This is a genomic window from Janthinobacterium algoris (genome assembly GCF_051380935.1).
Classification (GTDB): Bacteria; Pseudomonadota; Gammaproteobacteria; order Burkholderiales; family Burkholderiaceae_D; genus Janthinobacterium.
In genome coordinates, this window is record NZ_JBNYXZ010000013.1 from 143,424 (window position 1) to 166,903 (window position 23,480).

General features: G+C 62.1%; 23 protein-coding genes. 16 read left to right on the forward strand and 7 right to left on the reverse strand.

What is annotated here, in order from left to right; all coding sequences use genetic code 11:
* Positions 1 to 30 precede the first annotated feature (30 nt).
* The 11 genes from ACQ4W7_RS19560 to ACQ4W7_RS19610 all read left to right on the forward strand — a co-directional run bounded on the left by ACQ4W7_RS19560 (position 31) and on the right by ACQ4W7_RS19610 (position 9,708).
* Positions 31 to 1,236 (forward strand): type II secretion system F family protein, encoded by a 1,206-nt coding sequence (locus ACQ4W7_RS19560; RefSeq protein ID WP_436532620.1) that lies wholly within the window; start codon positions 31 to 33, stop codon positions 1,234 to 1,236.
* Positions 1,233 to 2,939, forward strand: coding sequence for a GspE/PulE family protein (locus ACQ4W7_RS19565; RefSeq protein WP_436532622.1), 1,707 nt, complete (start codon positions 1,233 to 1,235; stop codon positions 2,937 to 2,939). The genes ACQ4W7_RS19560 and ACQ4W7_RS19565 overlap by 4 nt, the downstream gene beginning before the upstream one ends.
* Complete coding sequence (locus ACQ4W7_RS19570) at positions 2,932 to 3,765, forward strand: hypothetical protein (protein WP_436532624.1); 834 nt, start codon at positions 2,932 to 2,934, stop codon at positions 3,763 to 3,765. Before ACQ4W7_RS19565 ends, ACQ4W7_RS19570 begins: the two co-directional genes overlap by 8 nt.
* Entirely contained in the window at positions 3,762 to 4,310 is a 549-nt protein-coding gene (locus ACQ4W7_RS19575) for a ubiquitin family protein (protein ID WP_436532626.1), read from the forward strand. The genes ACQ4W7_RS19570 and ACQ4W7_RS19575 overlap by 4 nt, the downstream gene beginning before the upstream one ends.
* The gene (locus ACQ4W7_RS19580) at positions 4,307 to 4,882 is read left to right on the forward strand and encodes a hypothetical protein (RefSeq protein WP_436532628.1); all 576 of its coding nucleotides are present in this window, start codon (positions 4,307 to 4,309) and stop codon (positions 4,880 to 4,882) included. Before ACQ4W7_RS19575 ends, ACQ4W7_RS19580 begins: the two co-directional genes overlap by 4 nt.
* A complete protein-coding gene (locus tag ACQ4W7_RS19585; protein WP_426072818.1) occupies positions 4,879 to 5,400 on the forward strand; it encodes a hypothetical protein in 522 nt (173 codons plus the stop codon). Before ACQ4W7_RS19580 ends, ACQ4W7_RS19585 begins: the two co-directional genes overlap by 4 nt.
* Positions 5,400 to 7,430: a secretin GspD/PilQ domain-containing protein gene (locus ACQ4W7_RS19590; protein WP_436532680.1), complete on the forward strand. Its 2,031-nt coding sequence runs from the start codon at positions 5,400 to 5,402 to the stop codon at positions 7,428 to 7,430. The genes ACQ4W7_RS19585 and ACQ4W7_RS19590 overlap by 1 nt, the downstream gene beginning before the upstream one ends.
* A complete protein-coding gene (locus tag ACQ4W7_RS19595; RefSeq protein WP_436532630.1) occupies positions 7,427 to 7,918 on the forward strand; it encodes a type II secretion system protein in 492 nt (163 codons plus the stop codon). The genes ACQ4W7_RS19590 and ACQ4W7_RS19595 overlap by 4 nt, the downstream gene beginning before the upstream one ends.
* Positions 7,919 to 7,921: 3 nt before the next feature.
* Positions 7,922 to 8,314 (forward strand): type II secretion system protein, encoded by a 393-nt coding sequence (locus ACQ4W7_RS19600; protein WP_426072820.1) that lies wholly within the window; start codon positions 7,922 to 7,924, stop codon positions 8,312 to 8,314.
* A gap of 5 nt (positions 8,315 to 8,319) precedes the next feature.
* The gene (locus tag ACQ4W7_RS19605; protein WP_436532632.1) at positions 8,320 to 8,985 is read left to right on the forward strand and encodes a type II secretion system protein; all 666 of its coding nucleotides are present in this window, start codon (positions 8,320 to 8,322) and stop codon (positions 8,983 to 8,985) included.
* Between the two features lie 225 nt (positions 8,986 to 9,210).
* The gene (locus ACQ4W7_RS19610) at positions 9,211 to 9,708 is read left to right on the forward strand and encodes an FxDxF family PEP-CTERM protein (protein ID WP_426072822.1); all 498 of its coding nucleotides are present in this window, start codon (positions 9,211 to 9,213) and stop codon (positions 9,706 to 9,708) included.
* 99 nt (positions 9,709 to 9,807) lie between these two features.
* On the opposite strand, the gene murJ is transcribed toward ACQ4W7_RS19610, so the two are convergent.
* Complete coding sequence (gene murJ, locus ACQ4W7_RS19615) at positions 9,808 to 11,355, reverse strand: murein biosynthesis integral membrane protein MurJ (RefSeq protein WP_436532635.1); 1,548 nt, start codon at positions 11,353 to 11,355, stop codon at positions 9,808 to 9,810.
* A gap of 297 nt (positions 11,356 to 11,652) precedes the next feature.
* Between murJ and rpsT the strand changes: the two genes are divergently transcribed.
* Positions 11,653 to 11,919, forward strand: coding sequence for a 30S ribosomal protein S20 (gene rpsT / locus ACQ4W7_RS19620; protein WP_010395935.1), 267 nt, complete (start codon positions 11,653 to 11,655; stop codon positions 11,917 to 11,919).
* Positions 11,920 to 12,094: 175 nt separating this feature from the next.
* Here rpsT and ACQ4W7_RS19625 read toward each other — a convergent pair whose 3' ends face one another.
* The 3 genes from ACQ4W7_RS19625 to ACQ4W7_RS19635 form a co-directional block, all read right to left on the reverse strand.
* Positions 12,095 to 12,547 (reverse strand): DUF192 domain-containing protein, encoded by a 453-nt coding sequence (locus ACQ4W7_RS19625; RefSeq protein ID WP_436532637.1) that lies wholly within the window; start codon positions 12,545 to 12,547, stop codon positions 12,095 to 12,097.
* Positions 12,548 to 12,675: 128 nt separating this feature from the next.
* Positions 12,676 to 13,002 carry a hypothetical protein gene (locus ACQ4W7_RS19630; protein ID WP_436532639.1) on the reverse strand — a complete coding sequence of 109 codons (327 nt, stop codon included), beginning with the start codon at positions 13,000 to 13,002 and terminating at the stop codon, positions 12,676 to 12,678.
* Between the two features lie 108 nt (positions 13,003 to 13,110).
* Positions 13,111 to 13,674 (reverse strand): pseudouridine synthase, encoded by a 564-nt coding sequence (locus ACQ4W7_RS19635; protein ID WP_436532641.1) that lies wholly within the window; start codon positions 13,672 to 13,674, stop codon positions 13,111 to 13,113.
* Between the two features lie 317 nt (positions 13,675 to 13,991).
* On the opposite strand from ACQ4W7_RS19635, the gene icd reads away from it, so the two are divergent.
* Positions 13,992 to 15,245 (forward strand): NADP-dependent isocitrate dehydrogenase, encoded by a 1,254-nt coding sequence (gene icd, locus ACQ4W7_RS19640; RefSeq protein WP_436532643.1) that lies wholly within the window; start codon positions 13,992 to 13,994, stop codon positions 15,243 to 15,245.
* Between the two features lie 91 nt (positions 15,246 to 15,336).
* On the opposite strand, the gene cspE is transcribed toward icd, so the two are convergent.
* A complete protein-coding gene (gene cspE, locus ACQ4W7_RS19645) occupies positions 15,337 to 15,540 on the reverse strand; it encodes a transcription antiterminator/RNA stability regulator CspE (protein ID WP_010395943.1) in 204 nt (67 codons plus the stop codon).
* A gap of 321 nt (positions 15,541 to 15,861) precedes the next feature.
* Between cspE and clpS the strand changes: the two genes are divergently transcribed.
* The 3 genes from clpS to ACQ4W7_RS19660 all read left to right on the forward strand — a co-directional run bounded on the left by clpS (position 15,862) and on the right by ACQ4W7_RS19660 (position 22,000).
* Complete coding sequence (gene clpS, locus ACQ4W7_RS19650; protein WP_034751577.1) at positions 15,862 to 16,164, forward strand: ATP-dependent Clp protease adapter ClpS; 303 nt, start codon at positions 15,862 to 15,864, stop codon at positions 16,162 to 16,164.
* Positions 16,161 to 18,461 carry an ATP-dependent Clp protease ATP-binding subunit ClpA gene (gene clpA, locus ACQ4W7_RS19655; protein WP_426072828.1) on the forward strand — a complete coding sequence of 767 codons (2,301 nt, stop codon included), beginning with the start codon at positions 16,161 to 16,163 and terminating at the stop codon, positions 18,459 to 18,461. Before clpS ends, clpA begins: the two co-directional genes overlap by 4 nt.
* Positions 18,462 to 18,637: 176 nt before the next feature.
* Complete coding sequence (locus ACQ4W7_RS19660; RefSeq protein ID WP_436532645.1) at positions 18,638 to 22,000, forward strand: S41 family peptidase; 3,363 nt, start codon at positions 18,638 to 18,640, stop codon at positions 21,998 to 22,000.
* A 5-nt stretch (positions 22,001 to 22,005) separates the two neighbouring features.
* On the opposite strand, the gene ACQ4W7_RS19665 is transcribed toward ACQ4W7_RS19660, so the two are convergent.
* Positions 22,006 to 22,422 (reverse strand): LytR/AlgR family response regulator transcription factor, encoded by a 417-nt coding sequence (locus ACQ4W7_RS19665; RefSeq protein WP_426072830.1) that lies wholly within the window; start codon positions 22,420 to 22,422, stop codon positions 22,006 to 22,008.
* Between the two features lie 90 nt (positions 22,423 to 22,512).
* Entirely contained in the window at positions 22,513 to 23,463 is a 951-nt protein-coding gene (locus ACQ4W7_RS19670) for a phytanoyl-CoA dioxygenase family protein (RefSeq protein ID WP_436532648.1), read from the reverse strand.
* Between the last annotated feature and the right edge of the window lie 17 nt (positions 23,464 to 23,480).

A 23,480-nucleotide genomic window follows, 5' to 3' on the forward strand; every position in this document is an offset into this window, starting at 1 on the left:
CGCCATTCTTTTTCCTACGGACAAGCCATCATGCAGTTTGAAGTACGCGCGCTTTCCACGGACCAGGCAGTCACTACCTTGCATACGTGCGTGATCGACGGCCGCGACGAAGCCGACGCGCGCCGCCAGGCCGAGGCGCGCGGCTTGTTCGTCAGCGCCATCCGTCCCCTGCGGGTTACGCCGTTCAGCGCGGCCGGGCGCCAGCGCGCGCGGGCGCTGCCCCTGCTGCTGTTCAGCCAGGAATTGCTGGCGCTATTGCAAGCGGGCCTGGGCATCGTCGAAGCGCTGGAAGCCTTGCTGGAAAAGGAAGCGTCGCCAGCCACGCGCAGCGTGCTCACGCGCCTGCTGGAAGGCTTGCGTGAAGGCAAGCGCTTTTCCGCCGTGCTGGCAGAGCAGGCCGAACTGTTTCCTCCTTTGTACATCGGCATCGTCAAGGCGGCCGAGGGCACCAGCGACTTGCCGCGCGCGCTGTCGCGCTACATCGACTACCAGCAGCGCATCGATACGGTGCGTGGCAAAATCGTCAGCGCCGCCATCTACCCCACCATCCTGCTGGCCGTGGGCGGCGGTGTCAGCGCCTTCCTGATCAGTTACGTGGTACCCCGTTTCGCCGAGGTCTACCAGGGCGCCGGGCGTAACTTGCCATGGATGTCGCAAGTCATGCTCAGCTGGGGCCAGTTCGTCACGCAGCACGGTGTGCTGTTGTTGCTCGGGCTGCTTATCACCGGCAGCGTTGTATTGACGGCCGTGCGGCGCGTGCTGCGCCATGGCGGCGTGGCGCGCCTGCTGGCGAAACTGCCCGGCATCGGCGAACGCGTGCGCATCTATGAACTGTCGCGCCTGTACCTGACCCTGGGCATGCTGGCCGAGGGCGGCATCACCATTGTGCAAGCCATTACCACCGTGCAGGCGATGGTCTCGCCGGGCATGCAGACGTCCTTGCAGGGGGCGCGCGGCGCCATCGAGTCGGGCCAGCCCCTGTCGTCGGCGTTCGAACAGCACCAGTTGACCACGCCGATTTCCCTGCGCATGCTGCGCGTGGGCGAGCGCACGGGCGACATGGGGCCCATGATGACGCAGTCGGCCGCCTTTTACGACGGCGAAATCAGCCGCTGGATCGACCGTTTTACGCGTACTTTCGAACCCTTGCTGATGGCTGCCATTGGCCTGGTCGTAGGCGCCATCGTGATCCTGCTGTACATGCCCATCTTTGACCTTGCCGGCGATATTTCATGATGCCCATTACTGCCGAATCCACCGTGGCCAGCGTGGCCATCGACGCTGCGCTGCTGCAGCGCGCGCGCGCCCTGAGCCGGCAATCGAAGCGCAGCCTGGTCGAGGAATTGCAGCAATTGAGCGGCATCGAAGCGCGCGCCGTGGTGCGCGAGCTGGCGCGCCCGTTCGGCCTGGGCGTGCTGGAAACGGCCGACATGCTGGCGTTGTCTCCCGCCTTCGACCTGCTGCCGCTGTCGCAGGCGCTGGCGCGCCACTCCGTGCTGCTGCGCGCCAGCGACGGCCAGCTGGCGGGCGTGATCGCCGACCCGTTCGACCTCGATCTGCAAACCTGGCTGGGCGCGCGCGCGGGGCAGGGTGGTTTGTGCATCCGCCTGGCGCTACAGTCTGACATCGCCGCCTACCTGTCGAAGCAGGAAGAATCGGCGCGCGCCGTCGACAGCCTGCTGCCCGGCGCCGCCAGTGACGCGCGGCGCGATGGCAAGACGGCCGCCGTGCTGTCGTTCGCCAGCGTGTCGGAAGCGGCCAGCCCCGCCGTCAAGCTGGTCAACTCGACCTTATATGACGCGCTGAAGGCGGGCGCCTCGGACATCCACCTGGAAAGCACGGCTGGCGGCCTGGCCGTCAAGTACCGCGTCGACGGCGTGCTCGATCACGCCACGTCCGTCAACGGCATCGAAGTGGCTGAGCACATTATCTCGCGCCTGAAAGTACTGGCCGAACTCGATATCGCCGAGCGCCGCGTGCCGCAGGATGGCAGCTTCCGCGTCGAGTCGGGCGGGCGCGAAATCGATTTGCGCGTCTCCATCATGCCCAGCATCCATGGCGAGGACGCCGTCATCCGCATCCTCGACAAGCGCGCCATGATCGAGGCATACGGCGCCTTGACCCTGGAAGCGCTGGGCTTTGACGCGCCATCGCTGCATGCCTTGCGCGCGCTGGCGCAGGAAGCCTATGGCATGCTGCTCGTCACCGGTCCCACGGGGTCGGGCAAGACCACGACCTTGTACGCGGCGCTGACAGAAATCCACAACGGGCGCGAAAAGATCATCACCATCGAAGATCCAGTCGAATACCAGCTGCCCGGCATCCTGCAGATACCCGTGAATGAAAAGAAGGGCCTGACGTTTGCCAAGGGATTGCGCTCGATCTTGCGCCACGACCCCGACAAGATCATGGTGGGCGAAATCCGCGACCGCGAGACGGCGGAAATCGCCGTGCAGTCGGCCCTCACGGGGCATTTGGTGCTCACCACCGTGCATGCGAATAATGTCTTTGACGTGTTCGGCCGCTTCACGCACATGGGCATCGATCCGTATGCGTTCGTCTCGGCCCTGAACGGCATCTGGGCACAGCGGCTGATCCGCACCAACTGCCCCCATTGCGCCACCGAATACACGCCCGACGATCTGGAGCTGGCCAGCGTGGGCCTGGCGCGCGCCGAGGTGGCAGGCTATGAATTCAAGCAGGGCAAGGGCTGCGGCGACTGCCGAGGTACGGGCTACAAGGGGCGTCGCTCGATCGCCGAGATTCTCGTGCTGACCGATGAAATTCGCGAACTGATCGTCGATAAAAAACCGATCCGCCAGATCAAGGCGGCTGCGTATGCGAACGGCACGCGCAGCCTGCGCCTGGCGGCGCTGGAACTGGTCAAGCGGGGCGCCACCACCATCACCGAAATCAAGAGGGTCACCCTGCATGCGTAGAGGTTTTGCGAAGTTGAGTTTGGGACATGGACTACGCCTGGGCGTGGCGGCGGGCACAGTGAGCCTGTGGCGCAGCAGCCGCTGGCGCGCGCCCGCCTGGACCTTGCTGGGTGAAGCCGCGTATGTGCCGGACGACATGCTGCATGGCGACTTCGCTGTCCTGGGACAGGCATTGGAACAGCTGCTGCCGGTGGATGAATACGCCGGCTGGCCCCTGTCCGTGGTGCTCGACGATGGCTTGGCACGCCTGTGGCAGGTGGACATGCCGCAAGGCGCCGCGCGACTGGCCGATATCGAGGCCGCCGCCGCGCTACGCTTCCAGTCGCTGTATGGAGATGCGTCAGGCCTGTGGCACAGCAGCAGTGCCTGGGATGCGCGCACACCGTTCTTTTGCGCCGTGCCCCGTGCACTGCTGGCGCAGCTGACGCGCGTGGCGGCCGCACGCAAGCTGGCCCTGATTTTCATTACGCCGCAATTCGCGCGCCACTGGAACCGCTGGCACGGTGCGTTGAAACCGGGCGCCTGGTTTGGCCAGTTTCAGGAGAACGTCTTGACCTTGGGCGTGCGGCAGGATGGTTATTTACGCTCCGTGCGCGCGCTGCCCGTGCCCCCAGACGCCAGCCATGGCTGGCTGGTGCAGACGTTGGCGCGCGAGGCGCTGCTGCACGGTGTGGAAGCTCCAGGCTTGCTGCAACTGTGCGGCGCGGCGCCAGCGGGCTGGCTGGCGCCGGCGAAAGAGTTCAACTGCCAGATTTTCGCCATGCCGTACGGGGAAGGCGCCTTGTCGCCAGCCGCCCGGCTGGCCCGCAGCGGAGGCGTGGCATGACGCGCCTGGATATCGATTTCGCGCCACCAGGCTGGCGCCGCAGCCTGCACCGCGTGCCCGCGTGGGCGTGGTGTATCGGCGCGCTGGGCGTGGGGCTGACTGTCACGGCGGTGTACAGTGGCAACGCCGCGCTGCAGCGCCAGCAGGCAAACGAGGCACGCTGGCAGCTGGCGCAGCAGCGTGTGATGGCCGCCACGCAGGGACCGGCGCTTGTACCGCAAGCGCCCATCGCGCCGGCGCAGGCGGCGGCCGTGAATGCGGCCATCCTGCAATTGAACTTGCCGTGGCGCGATGTGCAGGATGCGCTGGCCAGCGCCACGCCGCCCGGCATCGCACTGCTGGCGCTGGAACCGGATGCGCGCAAGCGCGTGCTGAAGATCACGGCCGAGACGACCGGCAGCGACGCCATGGTGGCCTACATCGCGCAATTGAAACAGCAGGAGCTGTTCGGCACCAGGGTGCAGCTGCTGCGTCATGAAATCAATGCGCTCGATCCGAACAAACCCTTGCGCTTCCAGCTCGAAGCGCGCTGGGGCACGCCATGATGGCCATCGACCTCTCGATCGTGCGCCTGCGCGCGCAACTGCTGTTGCGCCGCCTGGGTGCGCCCGCCTGCCTGGCCGTGGCCTTGCTCGCGCTGGGCATGGCCGCCTGGGCCTGGGCGTGGCAGCAGCGCGCCGTGGCGGCGCAGCTGGAAGCGCGGCCCTTGCCGCAGCCATCGCTGGCCGTGGCGGCCTCGGTGCCGCCGGCGACGGCCAGCGAGAACCTGGCGCGCTTTTATGCCACCCTGGGACAGCAGCGCCACGCGGAACAGCAAGTCAAGCAGCTGTTCGACTTGGCCGCGAAAAACGGTTTGCTGCTGGCGCAAGGCGATTACAAGAGCGGTTACGACAAGGCCAGCCGCGTGGCCACCTGGCAGGTGACCTTGCCGCTGAAGGGCAGTTATGCGGCCGTGTGGCAGTTCGCGCTGCAAGCGCTGCGCGCCGCGCCCTTCGCCTCGCTCGATGAACTGAGTTTTCGCCGCGAGCAGATCGCCGATACGGAACTCGAAGCGCGCTTGCGCCTGACGTTTTATTTGACCGATGCGTTGCCTGACAGCGCGGGAGAGGCGCCATGACCCCGCGCCATTGGCTCATGCTGGCCGGCGTGCTGGGCGCGGGCGCCTTGCTGCTGTTCGGTGAGCGCCAGCCCGTGGCCGAGGTGGCCGAAGCGGTCGAGCGGGCCGTCGCGCCGGCGCGCCATGCGTCCGCCAGGCCGCCAGCCGCGCAGCCGGCCATCCTGGCCCTGCTGCCGCGCAGTGAAGTGGCGGGCGAGGAGGGCGAGACCTTTGGCGGCGCCGGTGGCGTTTTTCAGAGCCAGAACTGGACCCCGCCGCCACCGAAAATGGTGGTGACCGCCGCGCCGCCACCACCGGCGCCGATGGCGCCGCCGCTGCCCTTCGTCTACCTGGGCAAGGCAGCCGCCGACGGCGCCTGGGAAGTGTTTTTGTCGCGCGCCGACAAGACGTATATCGTGCGCGCCAATACCGTCATCGATGGCGCCTACAAGGTTGTGACGATCGCGCCGCCCGTCATGACGCTCACTTATCTGCCGTTGAACCAGGTTCAACAGCTCAACATTGGAGTACTCGAGTGATGTCTCGTTCTTTTTCATCGGCGCCGTTGCTGGTACTACTGGTGCTGCTGGCCGGCTGCGCCGGGCAGCAAGCCTACCGCGACGGGCGCGAGCTGATTGCGCAAGATAACATCCCGGCCGGCCTGCAAAAGCTGCAGGAAGCGCTGCAGCAAGACCCCGGCAACGCGCAATACCGCAGTGCCTACCTGCAGGCGCGCGAACGGGCCACGGGCAGCCGGCTGCAGCAGGCCGAGCGCCAGGCACAGGCGGGGCAGGGCGACCTGGCGCGCGCGGGCTTTTTGAGCGTGCTGGAAATCGATGCACAGAACGAGCGGGCCAACAGCGGCTTGCGCGCGCTCGAACGTGAGCAGCGCCAGGGGAAATTGCTGGCTGATGCACGCACGGCGTTGGAGGCAAAACAATACGACCCGGCGCGCCAGCGCCTGAACGCTATCCTCACCGAGCAGCCGAACCATGCGGGCGCGCGCGCGCTGCTGCGCGACGTCGATGAAAAGACGGCGCCGCCTATCGTCGAATCGGGCCTGGCCAGGTCGTACAAGCAGCCGATCACCATCGAATTTCGCGACGCGCCTTTAAAACAAGTGTTCGAACTGATTGCGCGCCGCTCCGGTCTTAATTTCGTCTTCGACAAGGATGTCAAGGCCGATGCGAAAACCTCGATCTTCCTGAAAAACAGCACGGTGGAATCGGCCGTCTACTTCCTGCTGGTGACGAACCAGCTGGAGCAGCAGGTGATGGATGCGAACACGATTTTGATTTATCCGAACGTGGCGGCGAAATTGAAGGAATACCAGGAAGTGCTGGTGAAAACCTTCTTCCTGGCGAACGCGGATGCCAAGCAGGTGGCCAACACGCTCAAGACTATTTTGAAGACGCGCGACGTGGTGGCCGATGAAAAGCTCAACCTGGTCATCGTGCGCGACACGCCCGAGGCGATCCGCCTGGCCGAGCGCCTGATCGCGCTGCAGGACGTGCCCGAGGCGGAAGTGGTGCTGGAGTTGGAAATCCTCGAAGTCAAGCGCAGCCGTCTGCTGGAACTGGGCGTGGCCTGGCCAACGAGCCTGACCCTGACGCCGCTTTCCACCTCGGGCGGGATAGGCCTGACCATCAATGACTTGAATAAGCTGAACCAGCGCAGCATCGGCGTGAGCGACCTGTCCGTGACGGCGAATGTCAACAAGAAGGATGGCGACGCGAACATCCTGGCCAACCCGCGCATCCGCGTGCGCAACCGGGAAAAGGCGAAGTTCGTCATCGGCGACAGGGTGCCGGTGGTGACCACCACCATTTCACCGGGGACGGGCGGCTTTGCTTCCGAATCCGTCAGCTACCTGGACGTGGGCTTGACGGTGAACGCCGAGCCGACCATCTATTTGAATAATGAAGTGGGCATCCGCATCTCGCTCGAAGTGAGCAACCTGGGCGCGGCCACCATTACCAGGAGCGGCTCGACCCTGTACCAGATCGGCACGCGCCAGGCGTCGACCATGCTGCAATTGAAGGATGGCGAAAACCAGGTGCTGGCGGGCCTGATCAACAATGAAGAGCGCAGCTCGGGCAACAAGGTGCCGGGCCTGGGCGACATACCCGTGCTGGGACGCCTGTTCGGCAGCAGCAAGGACGACAGCCAGAAGACGGAAATCGTGCTGTCGATTACGCCGCACCTGGTGCGCACGGTGCAGCGCCCGGAAGCGAAGGAGTCGGAATTCTCGGCCGGAACGGAAGGCAGCTTCCGCCGCCGTCCCGACATGGCGGCCAAGGCGCCCACGCAGATGCCGGGCACGCTGATCGTGCGTTCCGGCCCGTCCGCCGTCGGCATGCAGCCGGCGCCCGCGCAGCCGCTGATGGCGCCCGGCCAGGTGCCATCGACCTTGCCGCAGACATTGCCGCAGACGCTGCCCGCGCCGGAAGTGGCGCCGTCGCCCGAGCCGGCCGCGTCGCCTTTGCCAATATCGTCCGGCCAGCCCGTGCCGCTGCAGGCGTCGCCCTTGCCGCTGTCGTCGGGCCAGCCGGTGCCGGTCGCCAAATGAGACTCGCGTGTGCGCAGGGTGGGCAGGGCGGCTTCACCCTGATTGAGCTGCTGGTGACCCTGGCCATCCTGGGCGTGCTGGCCACCTTGGTGATCCCTGTTACGCAGGTGACGGTGCAGCGGCGCCAGGAGCAGGAATTGCGGCGCGCGCTGCGCGAGATCCGCCAGGGGCTCGACGCCTATAAACGCGCTGGCGACGAGGGCCGCATCCTGCGTGCGCCCGACGCCAGCGGTTACCCGAAAAGCCTGGAACTGCTGGTCGAGGGCGTGCCGGACCAGCGCAACCCGAAGCGCAGCAAGCTGTTTTTCCTGCGCCGCGTGCCGCGCGACCCGTTCAACGCGGACGCGGGCCTGAGCGATGCGCAAACCTGGGGCAAGCGCAGCTACGCCAGCGAAGCGGCCGCGCCGCGCGAGGGCGACGATGTGTACGACGTGTATTGCACATCCGGCAAGACCGGCTTGAACAACGTGCCTTATCGTCTATGGTGAACCATGCCCGCTGAAATCCTTCCTGCCCGTAGGCACGGCTTTACCCTGATCGAATTGCTGGTGGTGCTCGGTATCGTGGCGCTGCTGCTGACCCTGGCCGTGCCCCGTTACTTTCCCAGTCTCGACAAGGCAAAGGAAACCGTGCTGGCAGACAACTTGCGCAACCTGCGCGCCACCATCGATCAGTTTCATGGCGATACGGGCCGTTATCCCGATACTTTGGAGCAATTGGTAGAAAAAAAATACCTGCGCGCCATGCCCATCGATCCCATCACGGACAGCGATGCCAGCTGGGTCATCGTGCCACCGCCCGACGATACGCCGGGTCAGGTGTATGACGTGAAAAGCGGCGCGCCCGGCAAGGACCGCGCCGGCACGCCGTTCGCCGACTGGTAGCTGCCGTGCACTGTTCTGCATGCCGTCAGCGCGGTTTTACTTACCTGGGCCTGATCATCCTGGTGGCCATCCTGGGCTTCGTGGGGGCGGCTGGCCTGAAAATGGGCTCGCTGCTGCAGCGCCAGGCGGCCGAACAGGAGTTGCTCGACATCGGTGCGCAGTTTGCCGATGCGCTGCAGAGTTACGCGGGCGCCACGCCTGCCGGCCAGCCGCAGCAGCCGCCGAATCTGGCCGACTTGCTGCGCGACCCCCGCTTTCCGCAGGTGCGCCGCCATCTGCGCAAGCTGTATGTCGACCCCATCACGGGACGCGCCGAGTGGGGCTTGCTGTACCAGCCCGGCAGTAACGGCATCATTGGTGTCCACAGCCTGTCGAAGGCAGAGCCATTAAAAATTGGCAATTTCGATGTGCGGTTTGCCGGCTTCGAAGGCAAGGCCCATTTTTCGGAGTGGCACTTCATGGTCGATGCACAAGTGCAAGCCACCCTAGCTGCGGCGGATTCAGCCATGCCGGCGGGCGAGGCGTTTGCCATCGCACCCGCCTTGCCGGAGTCACCGTTGTTTTTCAAGCCTATTGCCTCACCGCAAGAAGAGCTGCCGCCAGAGCCTGTTGACCTGCTTGAACCTCATAATTCTGCGGATAGCCCGGCCGAGCCGGCGATTTCACCGTAAAGCGGAGTAAAAACAGATCAATGCACGAGTAACTATTTTCACCAAGAAAGTCATAGGTACTGGCAAATATTTCACTATGAAAATACTTGTATTAAATGAAACTTCGATAAAATATTTATAAGTAATTCAATGCATTTATGCTACCATCCTTACCAGTACTTCCGGTACTAAAACTATTGGTGGCCTGCGCATTGCAGCCATAAATTACTTTTTAAGGAATAAGCTATGAAATTGAAATTTATCGCTGCAGGCATTCTGGCAGCAGCATCGTTCAGCGCGTCGGCGGCAACCTACGACCTGGGTATCCTGGACCCGACCGGTTCCGACACCCTGTCGGCTTTCACGACCAAGTTCGCCATCAATTCGCAGATCAATGATTCGTGGACTTTCCAGTTGCTGGCCCCATCGTCGACCTCGTTCGGTGCATTGCAAACGTTCTCCGTTGCTAACGGCGCGATCAAGGATTTCGCCGCTACCCTGGTCGGCTATGGCAGCTTGGACAAGAGCACGGCTAGCGGCATCCAGAATCTGAGCTGGGCAGGTCAATTGGCTGCAGGTAACTACACGGTGCAAGTCTCGGGCCTGACCCTGGTAAAAAATGTGCAGTACGTAGGCACGGTTTCGGCCTTGCCAGTACCAGAACCAGAAACCTACGGCATGCTGCTGGGTGGCCTGGCACTGGTTGGTGCCGTGGCACGCCGCCGCGCCAAGAAAGCTGACTAAGCTTTCGCCGCAGTGAAAAAAACCCGCCTCGGCGGGTTTTTTTTCGTCTGGCTCATCTGCGCGAGGCAAGACGCCGGCAACACCGTCCCGCGCATGTGCTCAGGCGTGGCGCTTGAAGTCACGGAAGCGGAAGCCAACGAGCAATAGCGTGGCAAAGTACGCCATGCCGCACAGGCTCACCACCAGGGCCAGCGCACCGGCCCGCAACAGCGGATGGGCTTGCATAGCGATCCAATCGATGCGCATGGCGCCAACATACGCCACGCAGCCCATCACGATGAGTGCGGGCAGCAGGCGCAGGAAGAACTTGGCCCAGCCCGGTTTCGGCTGGTAGATGCCGCGCTTGCGCAAGCCCCAGTACAGGAAGCTGGCGTTCAGGCAAGCGCCCACGCCGATCGACAGGGCCAGGCCGGCCACGGCGATGTAGGGCACGAACAACAAATTCATCAGCTGTGTGGCGATCAGCACGCCGATGGCGATTTTCACGGGCGTGCGGATGTCCTGGCGCGCATAGAACGCGGGCGCCAGGGTTTTCACCAAGATAATGCCGATCAGGCCCAGGCTGTAGGCCACCAGCGGCTGCGTCGACATGGTCACGGCTTCGGCTGTAAACTTGCCGTAGTGAAAGAGCGTGGCGATCAGTGGCGTGGCCAGAGTCGCCATGCCGACAGCGGCGGGCAGTGCCAACAGGAAAGTCAGGCGCAAACCCCAGTCCAGCAGGGCCGAGTATTCCGTCTTGTCGCCATCCACATTCGCCTTCGACAGGCTGGGCAGCAAAATGGTGCCCAGGGCCACGCCCAGCATGGCGGTCGGGAACTCCATCAGGCGGTCCGCATACGACAGCCAGGAAATGCTGCCTTCGGCCAGGCGCGACGCGATGCTGGTGTTGATCATCAGACTGATCTGGGCTGCCGAGACGGCGAAGACGGCCGGTCCCATCTTTTTCAGCACGCGGCGCACGCCGCCGTCGGACAGGCCGATGGCGGGATTAAGCGACAGGCGCGGCAGCATGCCGATCTTGATCAGGGCGGGAATCTGGATGGCCACTTGCAGCAAGCCGCCGGCGAACACGGCAATGGCCATGGCGTAGATCGGCTGTTTCAAGTGCGGCGCGAGGAACAGCGAGGCGGCGATGAATGACAAATTGAGCAACACTGGCGTAAACGCGGGAATCTTGAATTCGCGCCAGGTATTTAAAATGCCGCCGGCCAAGGCCACGAAAGACATGCAGGTAATATAAGGGAACATCAGCCGTGTCATCCACACGGCCGCATCAAAAGCGCCGGCATCCTTGGTCAGACCCGTGGCGATGGCGTACACGAACCATGGCGCGCCGACGATGCCGATGGCGGAGACCAGCAAGGTGGCCCAGACCAGGGTGGTGGCCACATGGTCGGCCAATTGTTTGCTGGCTTCCTGTCCATGCTGGTTCTTGTATTCCGACAAGATCGGCACGAAGGCTTGCGAGAACGCGCCCTCGGCAAACAGGCGGCGCAACAGGTTCGGGATGCGGAAGGCAACAATGAAGGCGTCCGTGTAGGCGCCGGCGCCAAAGGCGCGCGCGAACAGGCTTTCGCGCAATAATCCGGTTACACGGGACAGCATGGTCATGCTGGAGATGGCGGCAAGGGTTTTAAGCAAGTTCATGGGGGCAGATTATAGCCGGGCATGGCCCTGGAAACCGCTTAAAATATGGTAACAATCGCTGTTGATTCACCGTTGCCAGGCCCATTTTCAGGTGTTTTTGGCGTCACACACGGTTTTTTGATTTGCCCCCGCTTGAAAATATCGCTATAATCGAAGGCTGTACAGAATTCTGTTACGCAGACACTAATGTTTGACAGGCACTGGTTTGGCACACATGGTTCGGCAGACGCACAGAACGCACCGGTTGGCAAACACTAATGTTTGCAAACGCACTTTGACCCTGTTTTAGGAAATTCCATGGCAAATACCGCACAAGCGCGCAAACGCGCTCGTCAAGCAGTTAAGCAAAACGCACACAATTCGTCCCAACGTTCGACCTTGCGCACGGCTATCAAAGCTGCTCGCAAAGCGATCCAAGGTGGCGACAAGGCAGCTGCTGCTGCAATCTTCCAAGCATCCGTGTCGACCATCGACCGTATCGCTGACAAGAAGATCATCCACAAAAACAAGGCAGCTCGCCATAAGAGCCGTCTGGCAGCTGCTTTGAAAGCACTGTCCGCTTAATATTCGCCAGCAGGCAAGCCACCAAGGTGGCCTTGCCTGTGCCGGTACGCTGGCACTGGTTGAAAAGCAAAAACCCGCAGATTCGTTCTGGCGGGTTTTTTCGCGTGCGCGCGTACTTTTCATAGCCATCTTCGGCTGCGTTTTCCGGCAGCGGCCCGCTGCCGGCCGCCACAGCTTAGCGCAAGGCGGGCAAATTGCCGATGTTCATACCCGGCTTGATATTCTTTTGCTTGAACCAGCCCAGGTTCATTTCCAGCGCATAGCGCACGGGCACGGTCTTCGTGGAGCAATGGCTGTCGAGCGTGTGCGCTTGCATGTCTTCGATATTGACGATCTTGCCGCCGGCATCGATAAAGGCCACCGACAGGGGTAGCGGCGTATTTTTCATCCACATGCATTGCGTCGACGGGTTGCCAAAGACGAACAGCATGCCCGCATTCATCGGCATCTTTTCGCGGTACATCAAGCCTTGTTCGCGTTGCTCTTGCGTGGCGGCGATTTCCGCCTGGATCAAATGCATGCCGGCCGAGAGCTGCAAGCTCTTGCCTGGCGATGTTTGCGCGAGCGCAATGCTGGCGCAAGCAATCAGGGCGATGGACAGGCTGAGATGGCGAAGGGAAGTTTTCATGGAGCGGGACGGTGGCTGCGAAGCGGCGATTAAGCCATGCAGGCAGCCGCCCGGTCAAGCCTGCTGCTTGGCCGCGCCGAAAGCGTGGGGTTACAGCAACATAGTTGTTGTAACCCCGGGGCCTACGCTTATTTCACGGGCTTGCCTGCTTCAGATGCTGGCTGCTTCGACTTGCGCGCCTGGGGAATCAGGCGCGGCGCATCGGTCGCGGCCGAGGCCTTGCTTGAGGCACCCGAACGCGCCGCGTCCGTCGCCGCCGATGCGTTGCCCGAGGCCGCTGCAGGCGGCACCGGGTTGATGGCATCGGTGGCGGCCGAGGCATGGCTGGTTGCCGATGCGGGGGGCGGTTTGACGGCATCGGTCGCTGCGGAAGCATGTACCTTGGCACCCGATTGCGCCAATGCGGCGCCGGCAAGCAGGGAAGCGGCCAGCGTCAATATTACTTTTATCATCATCTTTCCTTTTCCGTCATATTAAGGTGGGATGATTTTAATGCATTATCTAAAAATAAATAGTGCTTACTGGCAAAATTTTAGTGCGGACGCCATCTTTTCTTGGCCTGCTCACGCTTTTCCAATGTTCTCGGCCGGCACTTCGCACCACTCGCCAGGCAGCAGAGGGTGGCTGACCAGCGAGAACGGGCCGATGGCGCTGCGCACCAGGCGCAGGGTCGGCAGGCCGACGGCAGCCGTCATGCGCCGCACTTGCCGGTTTTTTCCTTCTTTCAAGGTGATCGCCAGCCACGAGGTCGGTTTGTCGGCGCGCGCGCGGATGGGCGGGTTGCGGGGCCATAGCCAGTCCGGCTCGGCGATGCGCACGGCCTTGCATGGCTTGGTGACAAATTCGCCCAGGTCCAGCGGCGCCTGCAGGCGCGCCAGGCTGGCCGCGTCGGGCACGCCATCGACCTGCACCAGGTAGGTTTTCGCTTCCTTGCGGTCGGGGTGGCTGATCTCGTGTTGCAGGCGGCCGTCGTCCGTCAGCAGCAGCAAGCCTTCGCTGTCGGCGTCGAGCCGACCGGCCGGGTAGATGCCGGGAATGGTCAAATGATCAGCCAGGGTGAGGCGGCCGTCCTGCGGCGAAAATTGGCACAAGACCTGGAATGGTTTATTGAAGAGAATGAGTGGCATGCTGATAAATGAATTGATGCAAACGATGGTGGCCGCTGGTTGGCGCCGCAAATGCGTGGCGCCCTGTGAGATACTGGTGCATAATGTGAAACGCTAGTCTTATGTCTTATAGAAGACTTGGTGCCAGCGTGGCGATACGCTTCTTTGGCGCTGCATTCTGCATTCTGCATTGCGATGCAGATGGCCCGGGTGTTCTTTCCCTGCTAAAGTGCGTTGTTGCCGCCATGTTCGGACTTGTTTTTGTAAACTCTGCAACCGCAGAGCGCGTCGCCGGCCTGTGTTGCCCGCCAGCGGTGTGTCCCACTTCGGAGATCACGATGTATCAACATATCACTGTACCTGCTGACGGCCAAAAAATCACCGTCAACGCTGATTTTTCGCTGAATGTACCAGATAATCCTATCGTTCCCTTCATTGAAGGCGATGGCACGGGCATCGATATCAGCCCGGTCATGATCAAGGTCATCGACGCTGCCGTGGCCAAGGCTTATGGCGGCGCGCGCAAGATTAGCTGGATGGAAATCTATGCGGGTGAAAAATCGACGAATGTGTACGGCCCCGATGTGTGGCTGCCGGAAGAAACGTTGGCCGTACTGAAAGATTACGTCGTCTCCATCAAGGGCCCGCTGACCACGCCCGTCGGCGGCGGCATCCGCTCGCTGAACGTGGCGCTGCGCCAGCAGCTGGACCTGTATGTCTGCCTGCGTCCCGTGCGCTACTTCAAGGGCGTGCCGTCGCCCGTGAAAGAGCCGGAAAAGACCGACATGGTGATTTTCCGTGAAAACTCGGAAGACATCTACGCCGGCATCGAATACCAGCAAGGCTCGCCCGAAGCCAAGAAATTGATGGATTTCCTGATCAATGAAATGGGTGTAACCAAGATCCGCTTCCCGGCCACCTCGGGCCTGGGCATCAAGCCCGTGTCCATCGAAGGCACCGAGCGCTTGGTGCGCAAGGCCATCCAGTACGCGATCGACAATGACAAGCCATCCGTGACGATCGTGCACAAAGGCAACATCATGAAGTACACGGAAGGCGGCTTCCGCGACTGGGCGTATGCGCTGGCGCAAAAGGAATTCGGCGCCGAACTGATCGATGGCGGTCCTTGGTGCAAGTTCAAGAATCCAAAGACGGGCCGCGACATTATCGTCAAGGATTCCATCGCTGACGCGTTCCTACAACAAATCCTGCTGCGTCCGGCCGAATACAGCGTCATCGCCACCTTGAATTTGAACGGCGATTACATTTCCGACGCGCTGGCGGCGCAAGTGGGCGGCATCGGCATCGCACCGGGCGCCAACCTGTCCGACTCCGTCGCCATGTTCGAGGCGACGCACGGCACGGCACCGAAGTATGCGGGCAAGGATTACGTGAACCCCGGTTCCTTGATCCTGTCGGCGGAAATGATGCTGCGCCACATGGGCTGGCTGGAAGCGGCCGACCTGGTCATTTCATCGATGCAGAAATCGATTGCCTCGAAGCGCGTCACCTACGATTTCGCCCGCCTGATGGAGGGCGCGACGCAAGTGTCGTGCTCCGGTTTCGGCGAGGTAATGATCGAGCACATGTAACACGAGGGGCAGGGCAGGGTCAGCGCACCCTGCGGACGAAAAAAAACCCCGTTTGACAACGGGGTTTTTCACATCTGAGGGCCGGCGATGCTTAGGCTGCTTGGATGTTGGAAGCTTGCTTGCCTTTAGGGCCTTGCGTGACTTCGAATTGAACTTTTTGACCTTCTTTGAGGGTCTTGAAACCGTTCATGTTGATTGCGGAGAAGTGAGCAAACAAATCTTCGCCGCCGTCATCTGGAGTGATGAAGCCAAAACCTTTGGAATCATTGAACCACTTAACTGTACCTGTTGCCATAAAAAGAACTTTCAAAATTAAAACAAATCACACGAGCCATAAAAGCAAGAAGCTTCTTGCCCCCTCCTCGACGTCTCACTTCTTATCAAGCTGTACATTACTGCAACAGTCGATACAGCATTGTTGGCGGAATAAATAATGAAGTCAAGCGCTTTTCCATCGATATTGCCAAATTCTTCACGGCAACCAAAAAAGCAACTCTTGATTTTGACAGCAAGGTCGCCATCTGCGCACTATTAAGAAAACGCGTAAGATTGAAAACAATTGGAAAGGCGTAGATATTGCGCATGACAACCACTGTGAAAGCATTAGAATAAGCGTATGGCAACCAAGCACGACACAGAAACCCTGCTGGAGCGGCAGGTACTGAAGCCGCCACCGCTCTACCAGGTAGCCTTGCTCAATGACGACTACACGCCTATGGAATTTGTGGTGGCCATCATTCAGGAGTATTTCAACAAGGACCGTGAAACGGCGACGCAAATCATGCTCAGTGTTCATCGCTACGGCAAAGGAGTGTGCGGCGTGTTCTCTAAAGATATAGCGTGTACCAAAGTGGAGTTCGTTTTAACGCATGCGCGCAAGGCGGGGCATCCCCTGCAGTGCGTGATGGAGGAAGTATGATTGCGCAGGAATTAGAAGTAAGTTTGCACATGGCGTTTGTCGAAGCTCGGCAGGCACGGCATGAATTCATCACGGTTGAGCATTTACTGCTGGCACTGCTGGACAATCCCTCCGCTGCCGAGGTGTTGCGTGCCTGCGCGGTCAATATTGAGGACCTGCGCAAGACCCTCACCAATTTCATCGGCGATAACACGCCGACCGTGCCTGGCACGGGCGAAGTCGACACCCAGCCGACGCTTGGTTTCCAGCGCGTGATCCAGCGCGCCATCATGCATGTCCAGTCCGCCTCGAATGGCAAGAAGGAAGTCACGGGCGCCAATGTGCTGGTGGCCATCTTCGGCGAAAAGGATTCGCATGCTGTTTACTACCTGCACCAGCAGGGCGTAACGCGCCTGGACGTGGTTAATTTCATTTCGCACGGCGTGCGCAAGGACCAGTCGACGGAAAGCGCGAAAGCCTCCGAAGGCGTGGAAGAAGCGCCCGTCGATGGTCAGCCGAAGGAAAGCCCGCTCGACCAGTTCACGCAAAACCTGAACAAGGCCGCTGCCGAAGGCAAGATCGACCCCTTGATCGGCCGCGAGGAAGAAGTCGACCGCGTGATCCAGATCCTGTGTCGCCGCCGCAAGAACAATCCGCTGCTGGTCGGCGAGGCGGGCGTCGGCAAGACGGCCATCGCCGAAGGCCTCGCTTACCGCATCACGCAAAGCGATGTGCCGGAAATCCTGCAAAATGCCGTCGTGTATTCGCTGGACATGGGCGCCTTGCTGGCCGGGACCAAATACCGCGGTGACTTCGAACAGCGCCTGAAAGCCGTGCTGAAGCAATTGAAAGACAATCCGAACGGCATCCTGTTCATCGACGAGATCCACACCATCATCGGTGCAGGCTCGGCTTCGGGCGGCACCCTCGATGCCTCGAACCTGCTGAAACCGGCACTGGCCAACGGCCAGTTGAAATGCATAGGCGCGACCACGTACACGGAATTCCGCGGCGTGTTTGAGAAAGATCATGCCTTGAGCCGCCGTTTCCAGAAAGTGGACGTCAACGAGCCGACCGTCGAGCAGACCATACAAATCCTGCGCGGCCTGAAATCGCGCTTCGAAGAGCACCATGGCGTGAAATACTCGGCCTCGGCCCTGACGACGGCAGCCGAACTGGCGGCGCGCTTCATCAACGACCGCCATCTGCCCGACAAGGCGATCGATGTCATCGATGAAGCGGGCGCGGCGCAGCGCATCTTGCCGAAGTCGAAGCAAAAGAAAACCATCGGCAAGGCCGAGATCGAGGACATCATTGCCAAGATCGCGCGTATTCCGCCGCAAACGGTCAACCAGGATGACCGCAGCAAGCTGCAAACCATCGACCGCGACTTGCGTAATGTGGTATTCGGGCAAGATCCTGCCATCGATGCGCTGGCCTCGGCCATCAAGATGGCGCGCGCGGGCTTGGGCAAGACGGACAAGCCGATCGGCTCTTTCCTGTTCTCCGGTCCGACGGGCGTGGGCAAGACCGAGGTGGCCAAGCAACTGGCCTTCATCCTCGGCATCGAGCTGATCCGTTTCGACATGTCGGAATACATGGAACGCCACGCGGTCAGCCGTTTAATCGGCGCGCCACCGGGCTACGTTGGTTTCGACCAGGGCGGCTTGCTGACGGAAGCGATCACCAAGAAGCCGCATGCGGTCTTGCTGCTCGACGAAATTGAAAAAGCCCATCCGGACATTTTCAATATCCTGCTGCAAGTGATGGACCATGGCACCTTGACGGACAACAATGGCCGCAAAGCCGATTTCCGTAACGTGATCATCATCATGACCACGAATGCGGGCGCGGAAAGCTTGCAGAAAGCCTCGATCGGTTTCACCAATTCCAAGCAGGCAGGCGACGAGATGGCCGACATCAAGCGCATGTTCACGCCGGAATTCCGCAACCGCATCGACGCGACCATCAGCTTCCGCGCGCTGGACCAGGAAATCATCCTGCGCGTGGTCGACAAGTTCCTGATGCAGCTGGAAGAACAGTTGCACGAGAAAAAAGTCGAAGCCGTGTTTACCGAGAAGCTGCGTGCTTTCCTCGGCAAGAAAGGATTCGATCCGCTGATGGGCGCGCGGCCGATGGCGCGTTTGATCCAGGATCTGATCCGCAAGGCCTTGGCCGACGAGCTGCTGTTCGGCCGCCTGGTCACCGGCGGACGGGTCACGGTCGACCTCGACGACAAGGACCAGGTCTTGCTGGAATTCCCGGAACCGCCCGACGCGGCGCCGACGGCTGCACCGGAAACGGTGGAAGTGGAGTAAGTCCTCCGGCGCCACGCGCGATCAACAACCCGCACCACGCAAGTGGCGCGGGTTTTTTTACGTTTTTGTGGGCAATAAAGAAGGTTTTCTTTGGTCGTGGTTATGCCAGAATTGCTGTCCGGTATCGACATGATGTCCATGCCACCCATCGCCCTGATCGCTCTCTGGATGCTCACATGAAAATTTCCCGCCATCTTACCTTGCTCCTGTTGTCCGCCGGTCTGCTCGGCAACGCCGCCGCTGCCTCCGCTCCTGCTGGCAGTTATTTCCGTTTTCCCGCCATACGCGGCGACACCGTCGTGTTCACGGCCGAAGGCGATTTGTGGAAAAGCAGCGTGCGCGGTGGCGCGGCACAGCGTTTGACCACGCATCCCGGCTATGAAACGAACGCGGCGATTTCCCGTGACGGCCTGTGGCTGGCGTTTTCCGCCGCCTACGAAGGCGCGCAGGAAGCCTATGTGATGCCGCTGGCCGGTGGCTTGCCGCGTCGTATTTCGTATGACAATGGCGGCGTGCTGGTGCTGGGCTGGACGGCGCAGGGCGAGGTGCTGATCAGCACGCAAAATACGGATGGCCCCGCCTCGCGCCGCATCGTCGCCGCCATCGATCCCGTCAAGCAGACGCGGCGCGTGTTTCCCGTGGCCGACGCCAACGACGCCGTGCTCGACGACGCGGGCAAGACGCTGTTCTTCGCGCGTTTCGGCCTGGCCATGACCAACGACAATGTGCGCAACTACCGGGGCGGCGCGCATGCCACCCTGTGGCGCTATGAGCTGGACGGCAAGGGCGAGGCCGTGCGCATGCACACGGAGGCTGCCGTGTTGGCGGGCAACAACAAGCGCCCCATGTGGTGGCAGGGCCGCGTGGTGTACATCAGCGACGAAGGCGGCAGCGACAATCTGTGGAGCATGTTGCCCGACGGCTCCGACCGCCGCGCATTGACCAGCCACACGCAGTGGGACGTGCGCAACGCCGCGCTGGGCGATGGCAAGGTGGTCTACCAGCTGGGCGCCGATTTGCACCTGCTGGACTTGAACGGCCCGGCAATGGGCGCCTCGCAGCCGCTGGCCATCAGCCTCGTGTCCGACTTCGACCAGCAGCGTGCGCGCCAGATACGCTCGCCGCTCGATACCTTGAGCAATGTCCAGTTGTCGGGCAAGGATGAGCGCATCATCCTGACGGCGCGGGGCAGGGTCAGCATCGCCGGCACGGGCAGCTTGCGCCGCGTCGATATCGCCATTCCCGAAGGGGCGCGGGCGCGTGATGCCGTCTTTTCCAGCGACGAGAAATCCGTGTTCGCCATCGTCGACACGAGCGGCGAAAATGAAATCTGGAAGTATGCCGCCGATGGTTCGGGCAAGGGCGAGCAGCTGACGACGCAGGGCGACAACCACCGCTGGAAACTGTACCCGTCGCCGGACGGACGCTGGCTGGCGCACACGGACAAGAAGGGCCGTTTCTGGCTGCTGGACTTGGCAACCAAGGGCAACCAACTGATCGACGACGCGGGCAAGGCGGGCGTGGACAAGCACGACGAAGTGCAATGGTCGCCCGACAGCCGCAATCTGGCCATCGTGCGCGTGGCCAGCAACGAGCAGCGTGAGCAGATCGGCTTGTACAACCTTGCGTCGAAGCAGTTGCAATTCGTCACCAGCGACCGCTATACGTCCGGCTCGCCCGTGTTTTCGCCCGACGGGCGCTGGCTGTATTTCATGTCGGCGCGTAATTTCCAGCTGGCCAACGGGTCGCCGTGGGGCGACCGCAACATGGGGCCCGTGTTCGACAAGCGCATCGGCGTGTATGCGCTGGCGCTGCAGCCGGGTAACCGTTTCCCGTTCCAGCCCGACGATGAGCTGAGCCGCCCTGGCGTCAAGCCGGCCGAAACGGACGATGAAAAGGCGGCCGAACAGGCGGCGGAAAAGGCCCTGGAAAAAGCCGGTGGCAAGACGGTAGTGAAAAAGGCGCCGGCCGCCTTGCCTGCCATCGTCAGCCAGGGCCTGGCCGAGCGCCTGTATGAAGTGCCGCTGGCGGCGGGCAACTACAGCGCGCTGGCCGCCGACGACAAGCGACTGTATTTCCTTGAGCGTGACAGTGGCGAAAACAAGTCCAGCCTGAAGACCCTGGCCATCGGCAATACCGGCTCCAAGCCGGAACTGCTGGTGGCCAATGTGCGCGAATTCGACCTGGCGACGGATAAAAAGCATTTGTACTACAGGACAGCAGCAGCTACCGGCCCGGGCGAGATGCTGGTGATCGAGGCAGGCGCCAAGCTGCCGGCCGACCTGTCGAAGGCCAAAGTCAAAGTCGATGACTGGACTTTTGTCTCGAATCCGCGGCTGGAATGGAAGCAGATGTTCAACGATGCCTGGCGTTTGCACCGAGATTTCCTGTACGACGCGAAGATGCGCGGCGTGAACTGGAAGGCGGCGCGCGACAAATATGCGCCGTTGGTCGAACGGGTCACGGATCGGGCCGAGCTCAATGACGTGCTGGGCATGATGGTGGCCGAAGTGGGCGCCCTGCATTCGCAGATCCGTCCCGGCGAATTGCGCCGCACGGAGCAGGAAGGCACGCCGGCCGGCCTCGGTGCCGTGCTGGCGCGTACCAGCGACGGTTACCAGGTCGAGCATGTCTACCGCAGCGAAGCGGAATTGCCCTCGGCGCGGGCACCCCTGTCGCGCCCCGACGTGGATGTGAAGGCGGGCGACATGATCACGGCTGTCAATGGCAAGGACGTGCTGGCCGCGCGCGATATCAGCGACCTGCTGCTGAACCAGGCCGACAAGCAGGTGCTGCTGCAGGTCAAGCGGGGCAAGGGCAAAGGAGGCGCGTCGCGCGCCGTCATCGTCACGCCCGTCAACATGGCGAAACAGACGGCGTTGCGTTATGGCGACTGGGAACTGAGCCGCGCCGAGCAGGTGGCGGCCGCCTCGCAGGGGCGCATCGGCTACCTGCACCTGCGCGCCATGGGGCCCAATGACATCGCCTCGTTCGCGCGCGATTTTTACGCCAACATCAACCGCGAAGGCTTGATCATCGACGTGCGGCGCAATAACGGCGGCAATATCGACAGCTGGATCATCGAAAAACTGCTGCGCAAGGCCTGGGCTTACTGGGCGCCGCCGGGCGTGCAGCCGTCGTCGAACATGCAGAACACCTTTCGCGGCCACCTGGTGGTGCTGGTCGATGAACTCACGTATTCGGATGGCGAGACCTTCGCCGCCGGCATCAAGGCCCTGGGCCTGGCGCCGCTGGTGGGCAAGCGCACGGCCGGCGCCGGTGTCTGGCTCAGCGACAATACGCGCCTGGCCGACAATGGCATGGCGCGCGTGGCGGAAAACGGCCAGTTCGGCATCGATGGCCAGTGGCTGATCGAGGGCGTGGGCGTGGTGCCGGACGTGGAGGTGGAAAATCCGCCGCACGCCACCTTCAATGGCGCCGACCGCCAGCTGGAGGTGGCGCTCGATATGCTGGCGAAAAAGCTCAAGGAGCAGCCGCGCCCCGCGTTCCAGGCGCAGCCGATCCCCGCGCTGAAATAGTCCCCTTACAGGCCGCAGGCGGCCTTGAACTGCTGCGCGCGGCGGCGCGACACTTCGACCACGCTGCCGTCCAGCAGGTGCAGGTCGAGGCCATCGGCGGCATTCGGCGCCACTTGCGCCACCTGCGCCAGGTTGACGATCTGGCGCCGGTTGGCACACAAGAACAGGGCGGGATCAAGCTTTTCTTCCAGCTGGTTCAGGCTGCGCAGCATCAGCGGCTGCTGCGCGCCGAAATGCGCGCGCGTGCCTTCCGATTCCAACAGGCGGATATCGTCAAACGCCACAAACCAGCAGCGTTTCACATCCTTGATGAAGACTTTTCCCGTGACGTCGACCGTGAATGGCGCGGGCGCGGCGGCCCGGCTGGCGCCCGCCAGCAGCACGGTGGTGAGCAAGATCAATGTTTGCAGTGTTCGTTTCATGGGGTACGCCTCCTTGACGACCATGCTAGCGGCGCAGGCGGGCGGCCGCCAGTGCTGCGGGATGAGCGTCGTCAGGGCGGGATGAGTGGTTCAGATCCACGTATCCTGATCCTGCAGGTGGTCGGGAAGGTAGGTCAGGTACTGCACCATGCGCGGCGCCGGGCCGCGGTTGGGCGTGGCGCAATGGGGCAGGGCCTGGTGCCAGATGATGAAATCACCGGCCATGCCGTCGACGGGCACGGGCCGCAAGTCTTCGATGGCCCATTCGCGCGGCTGGCGCCCCGGCGGCACTTGCTGCAGCCAGTCGGCGATGTGCCGCTGGAAGCCGGGCACGCAGTGAAAGGCGCCATGCTGCGCCGGACAGTCGCTCAGGTACAGCATGCCTTGCAGCTTGAAGGGAATCGGCTGTTGCAGGCTGACATCCCAGTGCAGGGCGCTGCCAGGGAAACGGTGCTGCGGCGTTTCCGGCGGATTGAAGCTCACCTTGTCGATGCTGGCGTAGATGCCGGTGCTTGTGCCGGTGCCGGTGCCGGTGCTTGTGCGGTATAGCTGCTGGTAGGCGTGGCGTATGTGCGCGCTGTAGCGGTTTTCCTCAAGGGCCGGATGGTCGGAAAATTGCAGCATCAGGCCCCGCTTGCCCGGGTGCGGCTGGTACCACGATGCCGCATCATCGGGGCTGGCGCCCAGATAGTCCCAGATGGCAGTCCGGGCAGCGGCGCACTGCGCGCGCGGCACGGTGGCGCGCAGCACCAGATAGCCATGTTCCTCGAAATGGCGCAGCTCGGCGGCGGACAGCACATCCTGGTGGGGACTGGCGGCGTGCGCCGGGCGTGGGCGCGTGCGCGCGGCGATCCAGTCCGTGTAGGCTTGCAGGGTCGGCCGTTGCTGATACAGGAAGTGCAGCGCGTCGTCCATCGAAATGCCGCGCGCGTACAGGGCTTTGATGTCCTGGTGGTCGCGCGCCAGTCCGCTGGTGCCGGCAGCGCCGCCGTGTCCCGTACAGCGTTGCCATAAATCGTGCAGGTGAGGCCAGTCGTCCATGGTGTTTTTGGGAGGGG